Source organism: Massilia sp. Dwa41.01b, assembly GCF_014171775.1.
In the GTDB taxonomy this organism is placed as follows: domain Bacteria; phylum Pseudomonadota; class Gammaproteobacteria; order Burkholderiales; family Burkholderiaceae_D; genus Telluria.
In genome coordinates, this window is record NZ_CP050454.1 from 4,272,972 (window position 1) to 4,293,551 (window position 20,580).

16 protein-coding genes, 2 tRNA genes and 1 pseudogene are annotated in these 20,580 nt (G+C 58.0%); 6 read left to right on the forward strand and 13 right to left on the reverse strand.

Annotated elements, in window-relative coordinates:
- Positions 1-89: 89 nt before the first annotated feature.
- The 4 genes from G4G28_RS19690 to G4G28_RS19705 form a co-directional block, all read right to left on the reverse strand.
- Positions 90-1,370 (reverse strand): mechanosensitive ion channel family protein, encoded by a 1,281-nt coding sequence (locus tag G4G28_RS19690; RefSeq protein ID WP_182991898.1) that lies wholly within the window; start codon positions 1,368-1,370, stop codon positions 90-92.
- Positions 1,371-1,384: 14 nt separating this feature from the next.
- Positions 1,385-2,686, reverse strand: a complete 1,302-nt coding sequence (locus G4G28_RS19695) for an RsmB/NOP family class I SAM-dependent RNA methyltransferase (protein WP_182989584.1) — start codon at positions 2,684-2,686, stop codon at positions 1,385-1,387.
- A gap of 15 nt (positions 2,687-2,701) precedes the next feature.
- Positions 2,702-3,346, reverse strand: coding sequence for a phosphoribosylglycinamide formyltransferase (gene purN, locus G4G28_RS19700; RefSeq protein WP_182989585.1), 645 nt, complete (start codon positions 3,344-3,346; stop codon positions 2,702-2,704).
- 78 nt (positions 3,347-3,424) lie between these two features.
- On the reverse strand, positions 3,425-3,823 hold the full coding sequence (locus tag G4G28_RS19705; RefSeq protein ID WP_182991899.1) for a barstar family protein: 399 nt from the start codon (positions 3,821-3,823) through the stop codon (positions 3,425-3,427).
- Positions 3,824-4,360: 537 nt separating this feature from the next.
- On the opposite strand from G4G28_RS19705, the gene G4G28_RS19710 reads away from it, so the two are divergent.
- The 4 genes from G4G28_RS19710 (at position 4,361) to G4G28_RS19725 (ending at position 7,620) form a co-directional block, all read left to right on the forward strand.
- Positions 4,361-4,705 (forward strand): glycine zipper 2TM domain-containing protein, encoded by a 345-nt coding sequence (locus G4G28_RS19710; RefSeq protein WP_308601094.1) that lies wholly within the window; start codon positions 4,361-4,363, stop codon positions 4,703-4,705.
- A 110-nt stretch (positions 4,706-4,815) separates the two neighbouring features.
- Positions 4,816-5,622 (forward strand): spermidine synthase, encoded by an 807-nt coding sequence (locus tag G4G28_RS19715; protein ID WP_182989586.1) that lies wholly within the window; start codon positions 4,816-4,818, stop codon positions 5,620-5,622.
- 24 nt (positions 5,623-5,646) lie between these two features.
- The gene (locus tag G4G28_RS19720; RefSeq protein WP_182989587.1) at positions 5,647-7,473 is read left to right on the forward strand and encodes a GspE/PulE family protein; all 1,827 of its coding nucleotides are present in this window, start codon (positions 5,647-5,649) and stop codon (positions 7,471-7,473) included.
- Positions 7,474-7,544: 71 nt separating this feature from the next.
- Positions 7,545-7,620, forward strand: a tRNA-Lys gene (locus G4G28_RS19725).
- Positions 7,621-7,681: 61 nt separating this feature from the next.
- Here the strand turns inward: G4G28_RS19725 and G4G28_RS19730 are convergent.
- From G4G28_RS19730 to G4G28_RS19770, 9 genes and pseudogenes are all read right to left on the reverse strand, one after another.
- Positions 7,682-9,700 (reverse strand): DUF2235 domain-containing protein, encoded by a 2,019-nt coding sequence (locus G4G28_RS19730; RefSeq protein ID WP_182989588.1) that lies wholly within the window; start codon positions 9,698-9,700, stop codon positions 7,682-7,684.
- On the reverse strand, positions 9,681-10,253 hold the full coding sequence (locus tag G4G28_RS29445; RefSeq protein WP_182989589.1) for a DUF3304 domain-containing protein: 573 nt from the start codon (positions 10,251-10,253) through the stop codon (positions 9,681-9,683). Before G4G28_RS29445 ends, G4G28_RS19730 begins: the two co-directional genes overlap by 20 nt.
- A gap of 329 nt (positions 10,254-10,582) precedes the next feature.
- Entirely contained in the window at positions 10,583-10,834 is a 252-nt protein-coding gene (locus G4G28_RS19740; protein ID WP_182989590.1) for a hypothetical protein, read from the reverse strand.
- Positions 10,835-10,895: 61 nt separating this feature from the next.
- Entirely contained in the window at positions 10,896-11,777 is an 882-nt protein-coding gene (locus G4G28_RS19745; protein WP_182989591.1) for a DUF4123 domain-containing protein, read from the reverse strand.
- Positions 11,774-13,040, reverse strand: a pseudogene (locus G4G28_RS19750) (DUF2345 domain-containing protein); the annotation flags it as partial. The pseudogene G4G28_RS19750 and the gene G4G28_RS19745, both read right to left, overlap by 4 nt.
- A 211-nt stretch (positions 13,041-13,251) precedes the next feature.
- Entirely contained in the window at positions 13,252-15,219 is a 1,968-nt protein-coding gene (locus G4G28_RS19755) for a DUF2235 domain-containing protein (protein ID WP_182989592.1), read from the reverse strand.
- Entirely contained in the window at positions 15,179-15,697 is a 519-nt protein-coding gene (locus tag G4G28_RS19760; protein WP_182989593.1) for a DUF3304 domain-containing protein, read from the reverse strand. The genes G4G28_RS19755 and G4G28_RS19760 overlap by 41 nt, the downstream gene beginning before the upstream one ends.
- A gap of 202 nt (positions 15,698-15,899) precedes the next feature.
- Positions 15,900-16,778 (reverse strand): DUF4123 domain-containing protein, encoded by an 879-nt coding sequence (locus G4G28_RS19765; RefSeq protein WP_182989594.1) that lies wholly within the window; start codon positions 16,776-16,778, stop codon positions 15,900-15,902.
- Positions 16,775-19,639 carry a type VI secretion system Vgr family protein gene (locus tag G4G28_RS19770; protein WP_183107740.1) on the reverse strand — a complete coding sequence of 955 codons (2,865 nt, stop codon included), beginning with the start codon at positions 19,637-19,639 and terminating at the stop codon, positions 16,775-16,777. The genes G4G28_RS19765 and G4G28_RS19770 overlap by 4 nt, the downstream gene beginning before the upstream one ends.
- Here G4G28_RS19770 and G4G28_RS19775 point away from each other — a divergent pair.
- Both G4G28_RS19775 and G4G28_RS19780 read left to right on the forward strand, forming a co-directional pair.
- Complete coding sequence (locus tag G4G28_RS19775) at positions 19,581-20,384, forward strand: hypothetical protein (RefSeq protein ID WP_229425211.1); 804 nt, start codon at positions 19,581-19,583, stop codon at positions 20,382-20,384. The genes G4G28_RS19770 and G4G28_RS19775 overlap by 59 nt on opposite strands.
- 89 nt (positions 20,385-20,473) lie before the next feature.
- Positions 20,474-20,549: transfer RNA gene (locus tag G4G28_RS19780), tRNA-Lys, on the forward strand.
- The last annotated feature ends 31 nt before the right edge of the window (positions 20,550-20,580 follow it).

The window sequence follows — 20,580 nt, forward strand, 5'->3', positions numbered from 1 at the left end:
AAATTGCGCCAGAGCTCAAAATGTGCGACACGAAGTTGCACGATATGCATGGAAAGCGCGTGACAACGCCTCAACAGCTTGAAGCGTCATCAAGCGCGCTCAACTTGCGGCATCGGTGGTGGCAGTCCCAGGCGGATCGTGCCGTCGCGCACCAGCGCATAGATATTCTTGTTCACGGCCGAGATCACGCTGCCGCTGCCCTTCTCCGCGTCGACGATCGAAAAGCCGAGTTCGAGCTCGTAGCCGGTGGGGCCGAAGGCGTTCAGTTGCACTGACGGCGCCGGATCCGCGACCACGCGCTCGACACCGTCGGCCTGGCGCAGCAGGGAATCCATCACCTCGTTCAGGTCGCTGTCGTACGCCACGGTGACTTTCGTGCTCAGGCGCACGGCCTTGTTGGTGGCCGCCTGGTTCAGCACGACGCCGGTGATCAGCATTTCGTTCGGCAATAAGGTTTGCGTACCGTCGAGCGCTTGCAGCACCGTGGTGCGCGTATTGATGCGTGCCACGCGGCCCGAATACTTGTCGACCGTGATCGGGTCGCCGATCGACAGGCTGCGTTCCAGCAGGATGATGAAGCCGGACACATAGTTGCTGGCAATGCGCTGCATGCCCAGACCGAGACCGACGCCGAGGGCGCCGCCGAAGACGGACAGGATGGTCAGGTCCAGGCCGACCAGGTTCAGGCTCACCAGCACCGACACCAGGATCAGGAGCGCGTTTGCCATACGTGCGAGCACCACGCGCGACGAAGTATGGAGGCTTTCCAGTCCCATCAGGCGCTCTTCGAGTGCGGCACCGGCCCACAGGGACACCATCATCAACACGACAACCGAGGCAATGGCCTGCAAAATGTCGAGTAAGGAGATTTGCTTGTTCTTCCCCAGCGTCACCACGTGCAGGTCGAGGAACTTGATGACGTCCGGCCACATGCCGGTGAGATACAGCGCAACGGCCACCCACACCACCAGCGCCAGGATCTTCTCGAAGGTCTGCAAGGCAGGACCCAGCTGCCCGTGGCGCGCAAACACGCGCCGCAGCATGTAGAAGACGATGCGGATCACCGCCATCGAAGTAAACAGCGGCAGCGCCACGCGCAGCAGGTGCACGCTTTGATGCTCCTGAAGAGCGAGCTTGGCGCTCCAGACCAGGCCGGCAATCAGGAGCGGCGCCAACACCCGGCCGAAGCCTTCGACGCCAAGGCGGCGAATGGCGTTCTGGCTGTCGTCCTCGTGCAGCCAGCTGCGCCGGATGAAGCGCGCCAGCAACAGGCCGACGAGGACCGCGCCGACGATGGCCAATGCCTGCCACAGGATGCGCGGATTGCTGATGTCCTCGAGCAAATCCTGCAACAGGTCGGTCAACGGCATCGCCGGCGCGGCCTTCACGCTTCGTCGGCCTCGTCAGCCGCCTTGGCAGCCTTCGCCGCCATTGGCTTACGCTCGAGCACGGCGGCAAAGAAGCCGTCGGTACCGTGCCTGTGCGGCATCAGCTTGAGGTATTTGTCCATGTCCAGGTCGATCTTTTGCTCAGCCAGGACTTTGCTCATCGGCACCAGTTCGAAATCCGGGTGCGATGCCAGGAATTGCTCGACGATGAAGTCGTTCTCTTCGTTCAGCAGCGAGCAGGTGGCATACACCAGGCGGCCGCCGCCCTTGAGCAGGCGCGCGGCGCCGTCGAGGATCGATGCCTGCTTTTCCTGCATCTCGCCCACGGCGCTCGGCTGCTGGCGCCATTTCACGTCCGGATTGCGGCGCAGCGTACCCAGGCCCGAGCATGGGGCGTCGACCAGCACGCGGTCGATCTTGCCGGCCAGGCGCTTGATCTTGGCATCGCGCTCGTGCGCGATCAGCACCGGGTGCACGTTCGACAGGCCGCTGCGGGCCAGGCGCGGTTTCAGTTTCGACAGGCGCTTTTCCGAGACGTCGAAGGCGTAGAGGCGACCGGTATTGCGCATCGTCGCGCCCAGGGCCAGGGTCTTGCCGCCGGCGCCGGCGCAGAAGTCGACCACCATCTCGCCACGGCGCGCGGCCACGATCTGGGCCAGCACCTGGCTGCCCTCGTCCTGGACCTCGATCGCACCATCCTTGAACAGGGGCAGGTTCTGCAGGGTCGGCTTCTTCCTGATGCGCAGGCCCAGCGGCGAATAAGGGGTCGGCTCGGCAAGGATAGGTGCCTCGGCCAGCGTGGCAATGACCTCGTCGCGATTGGCCTTGATCGAGTTGACGCGCAGGTCGAGCGGTGCCGGTGTGTTCAGCACGGCCGCCAGTTCCTTTGCTTCGGCCTCGCCATATTGGGCCACCAGCTTGTCGAACAGCCACTGCGGCATGTTCGCCTGCGCCAGTGGCGGCAGCAGCGCGCGGTCGATTTCCTTGATGCGGGTGAGGAACTCGGTCTCGTCCTCATGCAAGCCACTGAGCGATTCGATCCCGACGGTTTCCGCCAGTCCCATCAGGGCAAGACGGCGCATCGACGGCGTGCCGCCAGTACCGCCGAACTCGGTGAAGAAGGTCTTGTTGCGCAGTACCGCATACACGGCTTCGGCAACGACGCCGCGCTCGCGCGAACCGAGGCGCTGGTGATCCTTGAAGTAGCGCGACAGGGTGACGTCGGCTGGCGCTGTAAAGCGCAAGATCTCGCGCAATACCTCTTCGGTACTGCCGAGTATCGCTGGGGGCAATCTCATGTAAATCCTTGACTATTAAATACTGGTGGTTTCGGCGAGGGGCGTCGCGCGCTGTGTGTCGCTGACGATGACCTCGCCCTGTTCGATGCGCAGCCTGTCTTCGACGAACAGGCGCACGGCCATCGGGTAGAGCTTGTGTTCCTCGACCAGCACGCGTGCAGCCAGGCTGTCGGCCGTGTCGCCCGGCAGCACGGCGACCCGCGCCTGGGCGACGACCGGACCGTGGTCCAGCTCGGCGGTGACGAAGTGGACCGTGGCGCCATGCTCGCGCACGCCGGCCGCGAGGGCCTGCTCATGCGTGTCCAGCCCCGGGAAGGCCGGCAGCAGCGACGGGTGGATGTTGAGCATGCGGCCGGCGTAGTGCTCGACGAAGGGCGCCGTCAGGATGCGCATGAAGCCGGCCAGTACGACCAGGTCCGGTGCGAAACGGTCGATCTGGCGCTGCAGTGCGGCGTCGAACTCGGAACGGGTCGCAAACCCCTTGCTCGGCACGACAGCGGTCGCGATATCGCGGGCCTCGGCAAAGCCCAGGCCGGCCGCGTCAGGCCGATTGCTGATCACGGCCGCCACGCGCGCCGGCCATCCTTCCGCCTCCAGTGCGCGCACGATCGCTTCCATGTTGCTGCCGCGACCAGAAATGAGGATGACGATGTTTTTCATAGGGGGCATTGTACCGCATGCCCCTTCTGCAACCAGATAGGCTGGACCTGCGCGGAGGGGACTACGGTGAGCGCGAATCTATTCGAAAGAATAGAATACGCGGAACGGAACCTTCTTTTCGGCCCAGAATTCGGCGGCGTCGCGGAACACGTCGAGCAGGGTTTCGCGCGCTTCCTTGTCGAATTTCTGGGTATTCGGCAGCTGTTCGAGCACGACCAGGAAACCGGGCTGGGGACCTGCCTGATAAATCGTGTCGGTGAGGCAGGTGCGCAGTGCGTCGAAATTCTTGCTGCAGGGTTTAGGGAAGTAAAAGTTTTCGCCGATGCGGGCGCACACCTGTTGCTTGGTCAGCGTGTTGGCACAGTGGGCATACAGAAAATGGTGGCCCAGGCGCGCCGCCTCTTCCTGCAGTTCCGGCACACGATAGGCGCGAATGGACTGCACAAGATTGGACGGCACTCTCATCAACAAACTCATTTTTCCCTCAAGTCGACCTGGTGTGTGTATCGAAACGCCGGGGCCGCTCACCATGCATACCCGGGCGATAAGGCTGCTCTCCTAAATCGTTTCCACGCGCCAATAAACCCACATTTGTGTAAGGGTAACCTTTTTGTGGTAAGCGAAGCAACCCGAATGTGCGTTTCTGGCGGTATTTCGAAGAAACCTGCCGCTTTTTGGGTGTAAACAGGCCACATATGCCGCGTTTGGCATTCTGGCCATCGCGCGCCTGCCCGGCGTCGCCTGTTACAATTTGTTGCCACGAAGATTGATCAAACGGTCACTGGAGGATTAACATACATGTGTGCAGGAATACTCCTCCCATTCAGTGCCAACGACGAGGCCTAACATGAACATGCAAACCAGATTGATGCTTTCCGCCCTGGGCCTGTGCGCCCTGCCGCTCGCCGGGGCAGCCGAGTTCGAGGACTTCGGCCGTGTCGTGCGCGTCGAACCGCGCACCGAACAGATTCGCCAGCCGCGCCAGAATGCCGCACCGAATACGTCCAGGTGCCGGTGCAGCAGCAGCGCGGTGCCGGCGGCTCGGTGGTCGGCGGTATCGCCGGCGCCCTGCTCGGCAGCCAGGTCGGCGGCGGTAACGGCAAGGTCGCCGCCGCCGCGGCGGGCGCGATTGCCGGTGCCGTCGTCGGTGACCGCATCGAAAACAATGGTCGCCAGTACAACAACGGCGTGCAGGAACAGGCCGTGCGCCAGTGCCGCAATGTCGACTCGTTCGAGTCGCGCACGATCGGCTACGACGTGACTTACGAATACCGCGGCCAGAACTACACCTCGTTCATGAACCGCGACCCGGGCAACCGCATCCGCCTGCGCGTGTCGGTCGAGCCGGACCAGTATTAACAGGCGTTCCGGGAGCGCGAACGGGCATGCAGGCCGTTCGACGTTCCGACCCGTGCTTGCGCATGGGGAAGCCCTCCACCGATAATAGGGCGATTCAACCAGGTCGCCCTATGCTCATCAAACGCAAATCCATCGAACAAGCCGAATCCTCGCGCCGTCCCGCGCGCAAACCCAAGTTCGCGCCCGTGACCCTCTCCGAACAGGACGGCGTACGCTACCTGCACTTCGGTACCGAATGGGTGCAAGGCGCGATGCGCATTCGTAAGCCCGACTGGCCGGAACTGGAATACGCGCAGCAGATGATGGCCTGGATGCTGTTCCTGGAATCGCCGCGCCGCATCGTCCAGCTCGGCCTGGGCGCGGCCACGCTGACCAAGTACTGCTACCGCCAGTTTCCCGAGGCGCAGGTGAGCGCGGTGGAACTCAACCCTTCTGTGATTGCGATTTGCACCACCATGTTCAAGCTGCCGCCCGAGGATGAGCGCCTGAACGTGCTCGAGATGGATGCGCTCGACTTCGTCAACGACCCGGAGAACATCGGCGCCATCGACGTGCTGCAGTGCGACCTCTACGACGCCACCGCCAAGGGGCCGGTGCTCGACACGCCCGAGTTCTACGCCGCCTGCAACGCCTGCCTGACGGACGAGGGCGTCATGACGGTCAACCTGTTCGGCGACCACCCCAGCTTCAACAAGAACATCAAGGCGATGCGTTTCGCCTTCGACCACGTGATCTGCCTGCCGGAAGTCCATGATGGCAACGTGGTGGCGCTGTGCTTCAAGCGCAAACCCGAACTCGACAGCGGCGTGCTGGCGGCGCGTGCGGCGCAGATTGTTGCCGCCACCAAGCTGCCGGCCAAGTCCTGGGTCAAGGGTATCGAGGCCGCAGCCACTACCGCACGCACTACCTCGCGCTGAGCCGGCGCCTACCAGGAGGGACCCTTGAACGCCAACGCCCCACAGCCAGCCGCCCTCCCCGCGCGCACCGCGACCCGGCCGCGCCGTCTTGACTTGCAGACCATTTTCTCCTGGCTGCTGGCGGACGGCATCGTCGAGAAGGACAAGGTCAAGGCGCAGTTTGCCCAGGCCCAGGGCCTGCTCAAAAACGCCGTCGGCTCGATGCATCCGCTGACCGCCATCGCACAGTGCAAGCTGATATCGAACCAGCCGCCGCATCGCCTGCTGACCCTGGACGTCCTGTGCGAATGGTGCGCGGCCAAGGTCGGCCTGCCCTTCATTCGCATCGACCCCCTGAAGATCGACTTCACCAAGGTGGCGGACGTGATGTCGGCCAGTTATGCGGCGCGCTTCAATATCCTGCCGGTCGATATCGGCCCGGGCACGCTGACGGTGGCCACGGCCGACCCGTTCGCGCTCGAGTGGGAAAGCGAGATCGCCAAGGTGGCGCGGCGCCGCGTGGAACTGGTGCTGGCCAACCCGCTCGACATCGCGCAGTACATTTCGCAGTTCTTCAGCCTGGCCAAGTCGATCCGCGACGCCAACAAGAGCAATGCCCAGGACGTCGCCCTGCGCAACAACTTCGAGCAGCTGGTCGAACTGGGCAAGGCGAACAAGCAGTTCGACGCCAACGACCAGCACATCGTCAACATCGTCGACTGGCTGTGGGGCTACGCCTTCGAGCAACGGGCCTCGGACATCCACCTGGAACCGAAGCGCGAAGTCGCGGCCATTCGCTTCCGCATCGACGGCGTGCTGCACCAGGTCTACCAGGTACCTGCCGCCGTGATGCTGGCGATGACGGCGCGCATCAAGCTGCTGGGACGGATGGACGTCATCGAAAAGCGCCGCCCGCAGGATGGCCGCATCAAGACGCGCATGCAGAACGGCCAGGAAGTCGAACTGCGCCTGTCGACCATGCCGACCGCCTTCGGCGAAAAAATGGTGATGCGTATCTTCGACCCCGAAGTCGTGGTCAAGACGCTGCCCGAACTCGGCTTCCCGCCGCTCGACGCCCAGCGCTGGGACGCGCTGACAAACAAGCCGCACGGCATCATCCTTGTCACCGGACCGACCGGCTCCGGCAAGACGACGACGCTGTACACGACGCTCAAGGCGCTGGCGACGAGCGAGGTGAATGTGTGCACGGTGGAAGACCCGATCGAGATGGTCGAGGCCTCGTTCAACCAGATGCAGGTGCAGCCGGGTATCGACCTGTCGTTTGCCGACGGCGTACGCGCGCTGATGCGCCAGGACCCGGACATCATCATGGTCGGCGAGATCCGCGACCTGGCCACGGCCGAAATGGCGATCCAGGCCGCCCTCACGGGCCACCTGGTGCTGTCGACCCTGCACACGAATGACGCGCCTGCCGCCATCATGCGCTTGCTGGAACTGGGCGTACCGGACTACCTGCTGGAAGCGACGCTGATCGGCGTGATGGCCCAGCGCCTGGTGCGCACGCTGTGCCCGGACTGCAAGGCGCCGGACGGCGAACTGGCGGACGATGTCTGGGAGGGTCTTGGCGGCGCCTGGAAGTTGCCGAAACCGGCGCCGGTGTATCGCCCGATCGGCTGCCCTGAATGCCGCCAGACCGGCTACCGCGGCCGCACGGGCTTGTACGAGCTGCTGACGGTAACGGAGCAGTTCACCCACCTGATCGGCAACTCCGCCGACCTGGCCGCCCTGCGCCAGCAAAGCGTCGCCGACGGCATGACGCCGCTGCGCATCGCCGGGGCGATGAAGATCATCGAGGGGGTGACGACGGCGGAGGAAGTATTGAAGGTAACGGCGGCCTTGTCTGCCGGTTGAGACCCGCCCTACGTGTTCGCGTGTTGGCACTAGCGCAAACCTGAATGGCCGGCTATAATGCTGCCTCTTTCGGGTCGTTAGCTCAGCTGGTAGAGCAGCGGACTTTTAATCCGTTGGTCGCAGGTTCGAATCCCGCACGGCCTACCACGAATTTAGCAGCAACAATGAAGGCGTTACGAGTGATCGTGACGCCTTTTTTGTTTTTGGCCTATGCCAATGCTTCTGACCAGTCCGCATTCGACTGTTCACTCGACTTGTTTGTATCCAGACGTGCGTACTTAAGTTTCACGTCCCCGCCGATGTAGACTACCCTGGGGTCAGATGGTAACGTTGCATCCTTGCCAAATCCAGAAAGCGAATCGTGAATACAGTTGTCAAATAGCCAAAGTATTTTTTCATCTCGCAGACCTCGCCCTTTATCGAACTCGTTTTCGAACGCATCTAGCAAAAATTTATAGTGGGGCCGTAGAGCATCCCGATTACGCGGTTTTTCACTTGTTTTCTTTCCGCTCAACTTGTCACGAATGCGGCGGACATCTATCAAAAGCTGCTGATCATAAAACGCCATTAATTCATTGGATCTTTCCATGTTCGGCAGCGCATCTAAGCGAGCCTTGGAGCGTAAATATTGATCCCGCTTAAAATTATACTCTTGCCTAGCATTTTGCAATTGCAGATCAGTTCTATTTTGCGCCGAATCACCTTCGTCACCGCCACGAGAAATCGAAGCTTGAATTTCACGAAGCTCCATCAAGTTACTCAACGCGATTTGTGCATCTGTACTTTTTTTTGAGAGGATGTTTACCTCTTTTGACTTTACCTCCTTAATATTTTGAAACTTTTCATCAGCTGATCTTATCCGGCTCATCATACCCACATCGCCTTCGAGCCGTTTCCGGATGGCATAAAAACGCCATGCGTAATACATCGCCATGTGTCGATTTATACCTTCTCCCAGTGTGGAGAAAGACCCAATGGCTTTAACGTAGTGATTATAAGCATCGCCAACTTTAGCATCAAGATTGAAATCCGATCTGGTTCTTTCGCTCTTTTCTAGAGACATTGGAACACCGCTTTTTAGGGCAAAGTTGTACATGTGCTGTAACGCGATTAGGCACAAATTCTGCGATGGCCGGCTTGCTCGAGCACCCTCACCTGGGGTATAGCCGCCGCCCACATCTGAGTGCACTCCTGGATAGATGATCTCGTGAAAATGAGCCACTTCAGGAATTCCAGTTGATGAAGAAAAACGAATACTATCAAGAGGAAAGGAATTTCTATATTCGTGCGCAGCAACTAGATGCCTTACTTCCTCTACCGTTTCGTGGATGTGTAATCGAGCGCCCCACTCAGTATGACCTGCATACTTTCCCGGGGCGGGGTCTGCTCCAGCTTCGCCAGCCCTTGAAAACGCCAATGTTTCCGGACGTGTATTTTCGTAATCATCCAGACGTTCTGCGATCATGCCGGGCACATCCGATCTAACCGAATCGTATATTCCGGTATTATTGGTGCTCATTGGAAGTCCTACTGACGCAACGGTATCGAATAAACCAGCAAATCTGAATCGCACAGGCCAATTACCCTGGCGCAGCCTCCATTTCTCACTCTCTAAACGGCAATAGCGTTTCATAAGCAAGTTGAGGAATGCACGCGCAAGTGCAGCACCACGGCTAAAACCAAAGACAGCGATGTTTATCTCTTTTATCGCATTTCCGGGTGCCTTCGCTAAAGCAAGTGGACGACGAAGGAATCCTTCAAATTCACGAGCAGCAAATTCCAGCCTTGCTTCGCCCATCGCACCAAACGCATTGCCAGAAGTACTACCACCGTCATCACCAATCTCTCGGAAATAGGTACCTACCCCCGGAATGTAAACCGAGCTTATCCCCTCATCTATATTCGTCTCTTTGTGAGCCCGATACAAACGAGCAATGTTGCTATGTTTCAGTAACTCTAGGTCCGCGTCTCGGTTATTCCCAGTGCCATCAAAGAAGAACGAAAACCAGATAACCTGCTTACAACTTGCCGCATCGCCACGTTGTGCTCCAGCGGTTTTTACTGCCGCGGCAACATTCCCGGCCTTAACGCCCGTCGAGGTGTTCCCACTCGGCTCTACTGCGATTTCACGGCTTTGATCCACAGCGTTTCGCAGTGCACTCCCAGTTGCTTTTAAGGCTGGCGTTTTCGCGTCGCCCACGACACCGCTATTCTGGCTTGACGTCATTTTTGCACCTTGGGAAACGGGAGTCGTCGAGTCGGCTTTTAAGCAATTGCAATTTCGGCCTCGAAATAGCTGATGTCAGCATTGCTTTTACTTCACCACTCGGGTAAAAATGCGTCTCCAAATACTCCGGCCCGCCTGACGCCAAGTCTTCTAGCGGCACAAGTCTTTCTTTATAAAAGTAATGCACAACCTCATCGGTAGCGTCAGTATAATCGTCTTTTATAAGATAAACGCATCCGCCAGCCTGCCATCGAATATGTACCTGCATGGGCACTGTCGCGTTCCGCAGTATACGAACACAACATGCGGTACCACTTCCCCCACTGGACGGCGAGCTCAATCGAATATACCCTCCACCCGCGCCGTCGACTGTGTAGCTCTCAATTTCCCTGTTTGTATAGTTGTAGCCTATGAGTCCTAGCGAAATATATCTCCCCTCATTGATGTGGTGCCTCTGCATAGTTGATGCCGAAACACAAGAAGAAATCACCATGGCGGCGATGAATGCGCCCCTACTTGGACGCTCTTGGAATAATTTCTTACGCATTTTCATTGGCGACTCGATATAGAATAGAATAGCTCGCCATTCAGTGTTCTGGCATGCAAATTAAGCGTCCGAGTTGTATTGCTGGATTTTTAAGCCAATATCGACTTTGTAATATGCAGTCGAGGGGGGGATGATAGCCAAAGGACTGCTTGCATGAAGTTCGCAGGCCTTTTTGCTGGTTTGCAGCCTTCCAGAAACTTGCAAGATTTCCAACTGCCGAAGCTCCTCCTGATGAGCTTGGCGTCTCTGCAGCGATGTGTCTTGCCTGGTTAGTCCCCGCTCGCAGACCCGACTCGGTCGCTTGCAACGCAGAGGCCTTGGTAATCCCCACCCGGTCATTGTTCTGGCTTTTCATCGTTTTCGGACCGTGGGAAGAAAGACTGATCAATGCGCTTCCGATCAAGCGCAAAATGTGGGTCGGAAAAGTTGTCCGTTGTTACCACATGTATCGAACTGTCTGGATAAAAACGTGTTTCGATATAGCTCGGGACGCTACTGTCGGCGCGCTTTACTTCGACTTCTGCCTCTTTATAGCCATAGGCCGACTTTTCTGCACACGCATGGCTCACCGTAAAGATCGGGAGCATAAGCAGTAGAAGGAAAGTCCGTAGACCTAAACGGAGGTAAGGCTTGCATTTCTTGCAGCACTCATGCTTCACTCCATGTCTCATCGAGGTCGAATTCTTCCAGCCTGTCGAGCAAGTCAGATTCGTCTTTCTTTAGCTCATCTATAAGACGAACGCCTTCCAAGCTCTTCATAAATTTTTCGCCCTGTGAAAGGCTTATGGTTGCGAAAACTGAGAGTTTGAAAACCGAACTGATCCCATGTTGTCGCGCCGTTTCAATAACGTTGCAGACAAAAGTAGATTGATCAGCCAAAGGCAACGTCGCGAGCAGCTTGGGCATGTTTCGGCGCAGCAGATCCAGTACTTGGTCGATCTCGCATGCTTCAAACAGCTTGAATTCTTGCTCTTCGCCCAATACGAGGGGAGCGCTGAAGTCATCTATTGCATCGAAGACGGTGACGACACTCGCCAGCTTTCCAGTACGGTCGACATAGCGCCAGCAATCTGCCGGGCTGAAAAATGTCCTGGCCTGCGCGGCGGGGAGAATTGTTAGTAGGCTTTCCAATACGCGCGGATCGAAAAAGCGCAGCATCGCCTCCATGTTTTCCGAAAGGCGTATATCGAGGCGCGCTGCCAACCTGTCGCGCAGCGTTGTCATACCCAAGGGCGAGGTTAATATCACGACAGCGGACGAGTAGGTACCGTGCTCCCGTATCCAGCTGAACAGCGAGCGCGGCACCTGTAACTCGCCTTCGCTACCGGCCAATACGAGAATAGGAGCGACTTGAAGCGCGTTGGCTTCCCGGCTGCAATCGAACAGACTCGCCCACTGAGCGGAACTTCTTGTGAGCTGGCGGTGCAAACCAGGCAAAGCGGCGTGATCAAGCAGGAAGTACAGGTTCGCGTCCGGATGGGCCGCTGCGATCTCTTGAGCAAGCGCGCGAAAATCGATAGAAGTGCTCATTGAGACCTCAGGACAAAAGGTGAGCCGGCTTTGCGTGCCTTCAACAGGCACTCGACACAAATACTCGTCGGTAGCGCCGGAAGCGGATAGTCCAACTTCGCAGGTCCGACAAAACTCTTCTTCCCCGCATGCACCTTGATCTTCCCAGGACACTGCACCGTAATATTCCCTCCTTCGATCGTGATATTCGCCCCACCCGCAGTCGACAAACTGATCCGCTTAGCCGCCGCCCAATCGACGTGCGCATTCGCGCTGATGACATCGACGGAATCACGCGCCTGCACTCTGAGTTCATCGGCCTGCGCCTGGATATCGACCGCGTCCTTGGCCGTGATGACCTGCAGCCCGACACCGCCCTCGCCCGCTTTCACCGCTCCGCCGAGCACGCCAATCGCCTGGCCCGAGTGAACGCGTATCTGCCCACCTGTGACGAACTGCGTATCCTGGCCGCTCATCAAGCTCACGGTCTCGCCATTAGCCAGTTGCAGACTTTGCCCGGCATTCGCGCCGAAGCCGTCTTTCGCGGCAATGGCGATCAGTGGATCGGTGAAGTGCGGCAGCTTGCCGTCGCCGGCTGTGTTCTTGGCGGCGGCATCACCGAACGCAGCGTCGACACTGTTTGAACCGACCATGCCCGACAGGCCCGTCAGCATCGCCTTCAAAGGCGCAGCCTTGTCATCGAGCAGGCTGGCATTGGCTTTGGCGGCGCCAGCATGGGCGGCCAAAGTGACGGTCTGGTGCGTCCTCGCGGCCGTGCTGAGGCTGTCGGCCAGCCTGGCGGCCTGCGCCAGCATCGCGGCTGCGCCGGCAGCTTCGCCCGCGGCATCGCGCGTCTGCACTGTGCTGGATGCGGTAGCTCGACACCAGCAGGCAGGCGCCGGCGCGCACTGCGCCGCAGGCATCCGTACGTAACTCCGCGCCGACGCCGCGGAAGCTGCCGCGGTAGTTGTCGGCGGCATGGATCAGGTGGCCCAGGTTCAGCTCGGTAGCCCCATGGGTGCTTTTGAGCTGGACACGTCCTTGCCCATCCGTGTCGTCGAACAGCAGCTGGTTGTAGCCCGATCCGCCGAACTCTTTGCTGCGCAGGCCCCACTGGGCGGCTCCGTTGCGGTGGCCGACGCTGTCGCCCGATGCGCCATGCCTGACCGGGCTGTTGCCGCCTGCGAGATTGCCCAGGCTTGAAGCGGCATGGTAGTTGACGGACGCAAAGTCGTGCCTGCCCTCGTCCCCGCTAACATTTCCCTCCGGCGTAGGCGCGATCCCCGCTTACTCCATTTGTCGCAGGATCGAATCCCGCACGGCCTACCACGAATTTGGCAGCAGCAATGAAGGCGTTACGAGCGATAGTGACGCCCCTTCTTTGTTGAACTATAGTCCCGCAAATTTGCTCGCCGGAAGAGGCTTTCACAGAGCTGCCAAGACATGAGAGCGACTAACACGTCTGCAGTGCATCAAACTTTTGAGCCACAAGATACTACTGCTCGCGCCGCTGGCGCTTCTGATTACTGCTGGCTGTCAGAGCGAAATTATCGGCTGCAATTTTTTCCTTTAGCATAGCGTCCCCTCTATTACCCCAATAAACTCGGCGGAATTTTACGAGCCCAATTCCGTTGATGAGGAATTCATTAACGTTATCGAAAGCCAAACCGGCCATAGAATCATGGACCCAATAGTCAAAGAACTTGACGATGCTGCCATTCTGTGGGACATCTTTAATAGTCTTCACTACGTTTAGCACATCGCGCTCTGGTGTTTCAGCATCATGCAAAAATGGGTAGTTATTGCTTGACAACCACTTGCGCCAGTCATCCAATTTCTTAGTTATATTATCAATAACTCTGTCGCAATCTGGCTTCGTAAATGAATCCTGGATAGCTAAGATGCGCTTAGCCATAAGCCATGCAAATCGCTGACTGGGGAACGAAGTGTACTTCATGATTTGGTCTTGATAAGGCTGAGCCAGATAACTATCAACACTGGAGCCGCTTTGCTTGCTATGCTCCATCGTCTCAACAACAGCAGCGAGAACAGCAACGAAATGTTCTTGTGTATCCTGTAAATGGACACGCTCTGCTGACGTCTTTCTAAAGAACTCCCGGGTGCGGTACTCCCCCGCTTGTGGGTGACTGTAAGGATCTCGTCTGCCTTGATACCGGTATGTAAAATAAGCTCCCATGTGTGCGCGCATCATTGCCTCCACGGGTCCCTCCTGGATCCCCGCACTCTGCATATAACTCTTAAATGCCGCGAGAGCATTTTCTGATGGAGCAAGCTCGTTCCGCGTCTTAGGGTCGAGTTCAGTAAATGAGAGGAACGGCACGCCGGCAGCCAATGCTGCACAATACATTTCGAATCCGGCAATGCGTGCTAGTGCATCTGTCTTACCTTGCGCATTACTTGAGTAACCGCCACCAACGTCGGAGTGCGCGCCTGGATAAACGTATTCCTTTACATTAGGAGGATATTTTCCCTCAACTCGAACTGAATCCAATGGAAACGTAGCCCTTACCTCGTGAGCAGCAACAATATGCAAGCAACTTTCCACATTGGGATGAATTTGCATGTTGTCGCTGGCCCAAGATTGCCGACCTTCTGATCCAAGCACACCTGTAGCAAAAGCACCAGCTATACCCACCGATGCAACAGTGTCGAAGATGCCCAAAAAATCCAGGCGCAAGGGTATACCGGCTAGTGTATAACCCCCACCATCGCTCTTACATATTTCATGTAACCAATTCACAAATGCACGAGCCTCTGCAGCGCCTCGCGAAAAGCCAAAAACTGACACGTTGATTTGCTCAGGATACGGTTTGTTCCTATTGCGAGACGAAACCATAGCTTCGAGGCGCTTGGCCCAAAATGTGCCAAATACGTGATTTCGATGAACTGCGGTAGATCCTACGCCACCGGTGCCGTTCGCGATCCGTCCGGCTTGGTCAGCCGGAATGATTTCGCTGTCGGAAACGAAGTCACTTACGGCATTGAATATGCGAGTAATTCCCCAAATTAAGCGAGGTTCACCATTCCATGACATACCAGTCCCAAGCGTACCTCCGTTATCGCCAATTTCCGGGAACGCAGTACCGACGCCTGGCACATAAAATCGGTAATATCGCGTCGTTCCACGCTGCTGTCCGTCTGGGTAAGTGTGAAACAGTCGCACAACGTTGCTGTGTTTATGTTTTCCTGGTTCACCTTTGACTGAAACATAATCCACCTCACGATTATTCCCTGTACCGTCAAAAAATATCCCAACAAAAATTTGGCCGCTGCAGGCTGTAGGGGACGTTTTTGAACTAAGGGTCGCAAGTGCCTTTGCACGCCTCATATTTTCACGCGCAGACAAGGGACGCAACGTTGATCGTGTTTCGTTTACGCTCGGACTGTGAGCAAAATCGATATTAGCAGTCAACAGTTCCTCCACCATGCCGAGCAGTTTCACGCATGTCTTCTTTAGTTGTAAATGGCTGCCATGGAGCCAGCTCAGCAGCGCTCAATGGATAGAACGGATGTTCCGGAGAGCAAGGAGAAACGATCATCCTTACTTTATGACCATTGTAAAAGTGTACCTGCAGAGAACCGGCAGACCGGTAATGTGGGATCTCGATCTCCATCGTTTTATTTGCGGGTAATGGATGTGACGCATTTTCCTTTTGATCATATTCCCACGACACATTCGCTTTCAAACCGGGCCTCCATGCCTTTGGTAAGGTAACGCAACAGGTTTCCCCGCCACCGGATTCGGGTCGAATATTAGGCCCGCTTACTCCATTTACAGAAAAAATATGGATTGACAAATCTTTCATGTGATTGTAGCCGCGCAAGCTAGTCGGCGACGTTGCTTCTGAGCAGGCTGATGTCATAGCAACACATATAGCTGTCGTCATAATATAGTAGAGGAATATTTTAGATATTTTCATCTCAATAATACCCGCATTGACAATTTTCGACCTTCGAACCCGTCGCCCCGCTGATAGTAACAACTGGGCTCGCCAATACTTTCATTTGGTTATAGCATCGCAAAATAACTTCAGTTATTGAATCGGCGCACGCCCATCATCACAGACACGCAAAATTATCGACCGGATGATGCGCAGGCACGTTTTTGTTAGTTTCTTCATCTCAGACAATCCCCGCATCAACAATCGCATCCCCTAAAGACTTGGTAGGCCACGCACGTTCCTGAAGAAGCAACTCAAGCTTTTTGTCAAAGTTACTTCTACCCGCAGTAAGGTATGCCGCCACAGCTAGCGCAAGAACATCGGCGCCGTCGTTTACCTTACATCTTTTTGCCAATTCACAAGCACCTTTAATCATGCGATATCGCTCCGAAGCCAAACTATGCGGCGGCAAGATATCGCACATGGATTCTGCAATTAAATTCATCAGCGCATCAGGATGCGATGCATCGAGAAACTCCTCGAGCTGTTCTTTTTTGATCGATGCTTTTTCTTGACCGTAGTGCAGTTCAGGAATATCACACGTTACAGAACGGCCTGACCTGTCGAAATACATCCAAACGGACACAGGACCGCAAAACGTCGCCCATTGATATGGGGTCAGCACGTGCGGCAAATACGATAAAACCCTTGTGTCTGCGAAACGCAACAGCATCTCGTGGGCGTCTATGACGGATACCATGTGCATTGCACGCCATCTTGTGTTGATTTCATCTAAGCTTTCCGTTGCACCAATGAAGCTAAGCATCGGTCGGCCTTGACAGTGTCTAATCAAGCCAGTGATTTTTGCACGAAGGTCGTCGCCGGAAGAAAGAGCGTATAGGCATGGCGCAGCGGCTTTCAAACCCTCTAATTCAGGAAAATCGTAACAATTGATGGCTGGTCGGAAATTCAGTCCCGTTGTGTGCTGACCGTAGTCGAATGCGGTATCAATCAATGCCGCCCAGTTCAACTGCGGCATTCCAGTTATAGTTTTAATTATTTCGTCAACGCTGCGAACGACGGGGACTTCATCGACAGAATGATAAATAGAGTTTTTCATGAAGAGACCATTGCAAGGGGCGAACCAGAACGTAAGGCCTTGAGCATGCACTCAATACAGACTGGCTCACTCGATGGCATTTTTGGTAGCGGGTAATTTGACGACACAGGGCCGCTAAAACTCTTCTTCCCCGCATGCACCTTGATCTTCCCCGGACACTGCACCGTAATATTCCCGCCCTCGATCGTGATATTCGCCCCGCCCGCGGTCGATAAGCTGATCCGCTTAGCCGCCGCCCAATCGATATGCGCGTTTGCACTGATGACATCGACGGAATCACGCGCCTGCACTTTCAATTCATCCGCCTGCGCCTGGATATCGACGGCGTCCTTGGCCGTGATCACCTGCAGCCCGACACCGCCCTCGCCCGCTTTCACCGCTCCGCCGAGCACGCCAATCGCCTGGCCCGAGTGAACGCGTATCTGCCCACCTGTGACGAACTGCGTATCCTGGCCGCTCATCAAGCTCACGGTCTCGCCATTAGCCAGTTGCAGACTTTGCCCGGCATTCGCGCCGAAGCCGTCTTTCGCGGCAATGGCGATCAGTGGATCGGCGAAGTGCGGCAGCTTGCCGTCGCCGGCTGTGTTCTTGGCGGCGGCATCACCGAACGCAGCGTCGACACTGTTTGAACCGACCAGGCCCGACAGGGCCGTCAGCATCGCCTTCAAGGGCGCAGCCTTGTCATCGAGCAGGCTGGCATTGGCTTTGGCGGCGCCAGAATGGGACGCCAACGCCACCGTCTGGTGCGTCCGCGCGGCCGCGCTGAAGCTGTCGGCCAGCCTGGCCGCCTGTGCCAGCATCTCCGCCGCGCCGGCAGCTTCGCCGGCGGCATCGCGCGCGTCTGCGCCGTGCTGGATGCGGTAGCTCGACACCAGCAGGCCGGCGCCGGCGCGCACTGCGCCGCAGGCATCCGTACGCAGCTCCACGCCGACGCCGCGGAAGCTGCCGCGGTAGTTGTCGGCGGCATGGATCAGGTGGCCCAGGTTCAGCTCGGTAGCCCCATGGGTGCATTTGAGCTGGACACGTCCTTGCCCATCGGTGTCGTCGAACAGCAGCTGGTTGTAGCCCGATCCGCCGAGCTCTTTGCTACGCAGGCCCCACTGGGCGGCGGCGTTGCGGTGGCCGGCGTTGTCGCCCGATGCGCCGTGCCAGGCCGGGCTGTTGCCGCCTGCGAGATTGCCCTGGCCTGAGGCGACATGGTCGTTGGCGGAGGCGAAAACATCCGCCCCCTTGTCACCGCGCACCCTTCCGCCCGGCGTCGGGGCGATTCCCCCTTCGCCCTGGCCGTTGTACAAGGCACCGACGACAATTGGACGATCGATGTCGTTCTCAAGAAATTGCACCAGTACTTCCTGGCCGATGCGCGGCAGGAATTGTGCGCCCATCCCGCCGCCGGCCGATCGCTGCGCCACGCGTACCCAGCAGCTGGCACGGGTGTTCTCCTGCCAGTGAAAGCGGATGCGCACGCGGTCGAGGCGGTCGCAGTAGAGCTCGTCGGCGCCGTTCGGGCTGTCGTTACCGTCGGCGCCGATCACGATGGCGCTCTGCGCACCACGGGCCGTCGGTTTTGCGCCTGCACTGCCCTCGCCTGCCCGCTCGGGACGCCAGGGCATCTCCGCCGGTACCGCGTCGAAACAATTGGCGTAGCCGCTTTCACGCGCGTGGGCGATCACGAGTGCCAGCTCGTCGGAGACAGCGCCTGCCATCTCTTCCAACAGCTCCGGGATCGGCCCGAACAGCTCAGAGAGCGCCTGTTGCGCCTGTGGTGGCAGGTTGTTGACGCCGACACTGGTCACGCGCGATACCATCAATACCGGCGCCTCGCCCCACTGGCGCACCGGTACGCCCGTGACCGTGATCCGGGTACCGGCCCGCAGGGTGCGCACGCTCGAGCGGCCGTGCCAGACCTGGGCGCGCGCCTCGATCGCCTGCATCCGCAAGTCGGCATGGCGCTGCGCCTGTTCGCGGTTGGCGTAGGCATATTGGCCATCGGTGTCATACGATTCCAGATAGGGGATCTTGCCGCCCGTTTGCACCCGTGAGGGCGAACTTGCGGCGATCACTTGCCGGGCCTTGTAGTCGACACTCAGAACCGTCGTGAGCGAAGCGTGCAGGCGCCGCGCCAGCGTCAGCGACTGCACCGCGTCCTGGCGCTCGACCGCGCCGACGCGGTGAAAGCGGATGCCCCCGTCCTGCGCGCTGGTCGCGTCCTCCGGCATGGCGCGCGGATGGCTGCTGTCAGCGAAGAAAACAGCGCAGGACCCCTCTTCGCCATCGGCATCCTCGAAGCGCCAGGCCAGCCCCTCCTCGGCCAATAAGCGGCGGATGAAGTCGAGGTCGGATTCGCGGTATTGGCAGCAATAGCTGCGCGGCACTGCATCGCGCATGAAAGCGACAGCGTCGTCGCTCCAGCGCCATGTCGCCAGCGGCAGGTAGGCGCCGAGCACCTCGTCGACGATTTCGATGACGGACCTGTCTTGCCATACGCGGCTGTTGCGCACTTGGCCGAGCCGCCACAACCAGGGGCGCAGACGCAGGCGGTAGCGGGCGAAGCCGCCGTCGCTGCCCAGCATTGCGACCTCGGCGACGTCACCGTGAAAATAGTAGCGCGTGCCGTCGGCCAAGCTGATCGCCAAAGCGGCAGCGTGTCCCAGCAGGCCCGCGATGTCGATATGCGCACTGGTCGACAGCACGATCACGTCGCGCGCGCCGGTAACTTGCAAGGCATCGGTGGCGACAAACGCCTCGACCAGCAATGCTTCCGTACCGAAGCCATCGCCCATATGCAACTCATACAACCTGGTGCTGCTGGAAAACGCCGCCAGCGCGGTCGCGACTTGCTGCGTCAGCGAGATGCTCATGGATGGTAGTGCTCCGGGGTGGTGGCCTGCGATTGATCAGCCGTCTGAAAATCTCGGGATTACCGTTGCGCGCAACGAAAAATTGTCACGATACAAGCAGTCCTACTGGGAAATTTTGCGAAAAATCAATACGGGAACCCCTGTCCACGGAGCGCAACAGCATCAGCTGAACGCTGCATTTTTGACAACGATGCTAGAGTTCCCACAAACACGCTCTGAAGGTCTTTCCGTGAAATACCTGCAAAAAATCGGCTCCATTGGCTACGTCCTGGTGGCCCTGCTGTTCTTTGTCTGCGGCTTCTCGCTGATCGTGCTGGCCGCGATGGAAATCTGGTCGGCATTGCATCCGGGCGATGGCAAGTCGATCCAGGACCGCTTCCGGCTCGTCCTCGAATGCGTGGGCCTCCTGACGATCGCGGTGGCCGCGCTCGAGCTGGGCCAGACGGTGCTGGAGGAAGAGGTGCAGCGCGCCGTGCACGTCAGTTCGCCGACACGGCTGCGGCGCTTCCTGTCGCGCTTCATGATCGTGGTCGTGGTCTCGCTCGGCGTCGAGTGCCTGGTCGGCGTCTTCCAGTTCCTGCATACGAAGCCGGAACTGCTGCCGCATGTGGCGTCGATCGGGGTGGCGGCAGCCATTCTGCTGGCGAGCTGGGGCGTCTTCGTGCGCATGAACGTCGAGGCCGAAAAGCTCGAACCGGAAGCCATGCGTGAGGCGCAGGCGGAAGACCGGCATGTCGAGACCTGATTCCATCCGTTACGGAATCGCTTATTAAACAGCTTGTTTACGAAGTCCTTGGACTTTCGCAAGAGTCCGGCTATAATCTTGCCTTCTTCGGGTCGTTAGCTCAGCTGGTAGAGCAGCGGACTTTTAATCCGTTGGTCGCAGGTTCGAATCCCGCACGGCCTACCAAAGATTCAGAGAAAACGCCAACCTCCGGGTT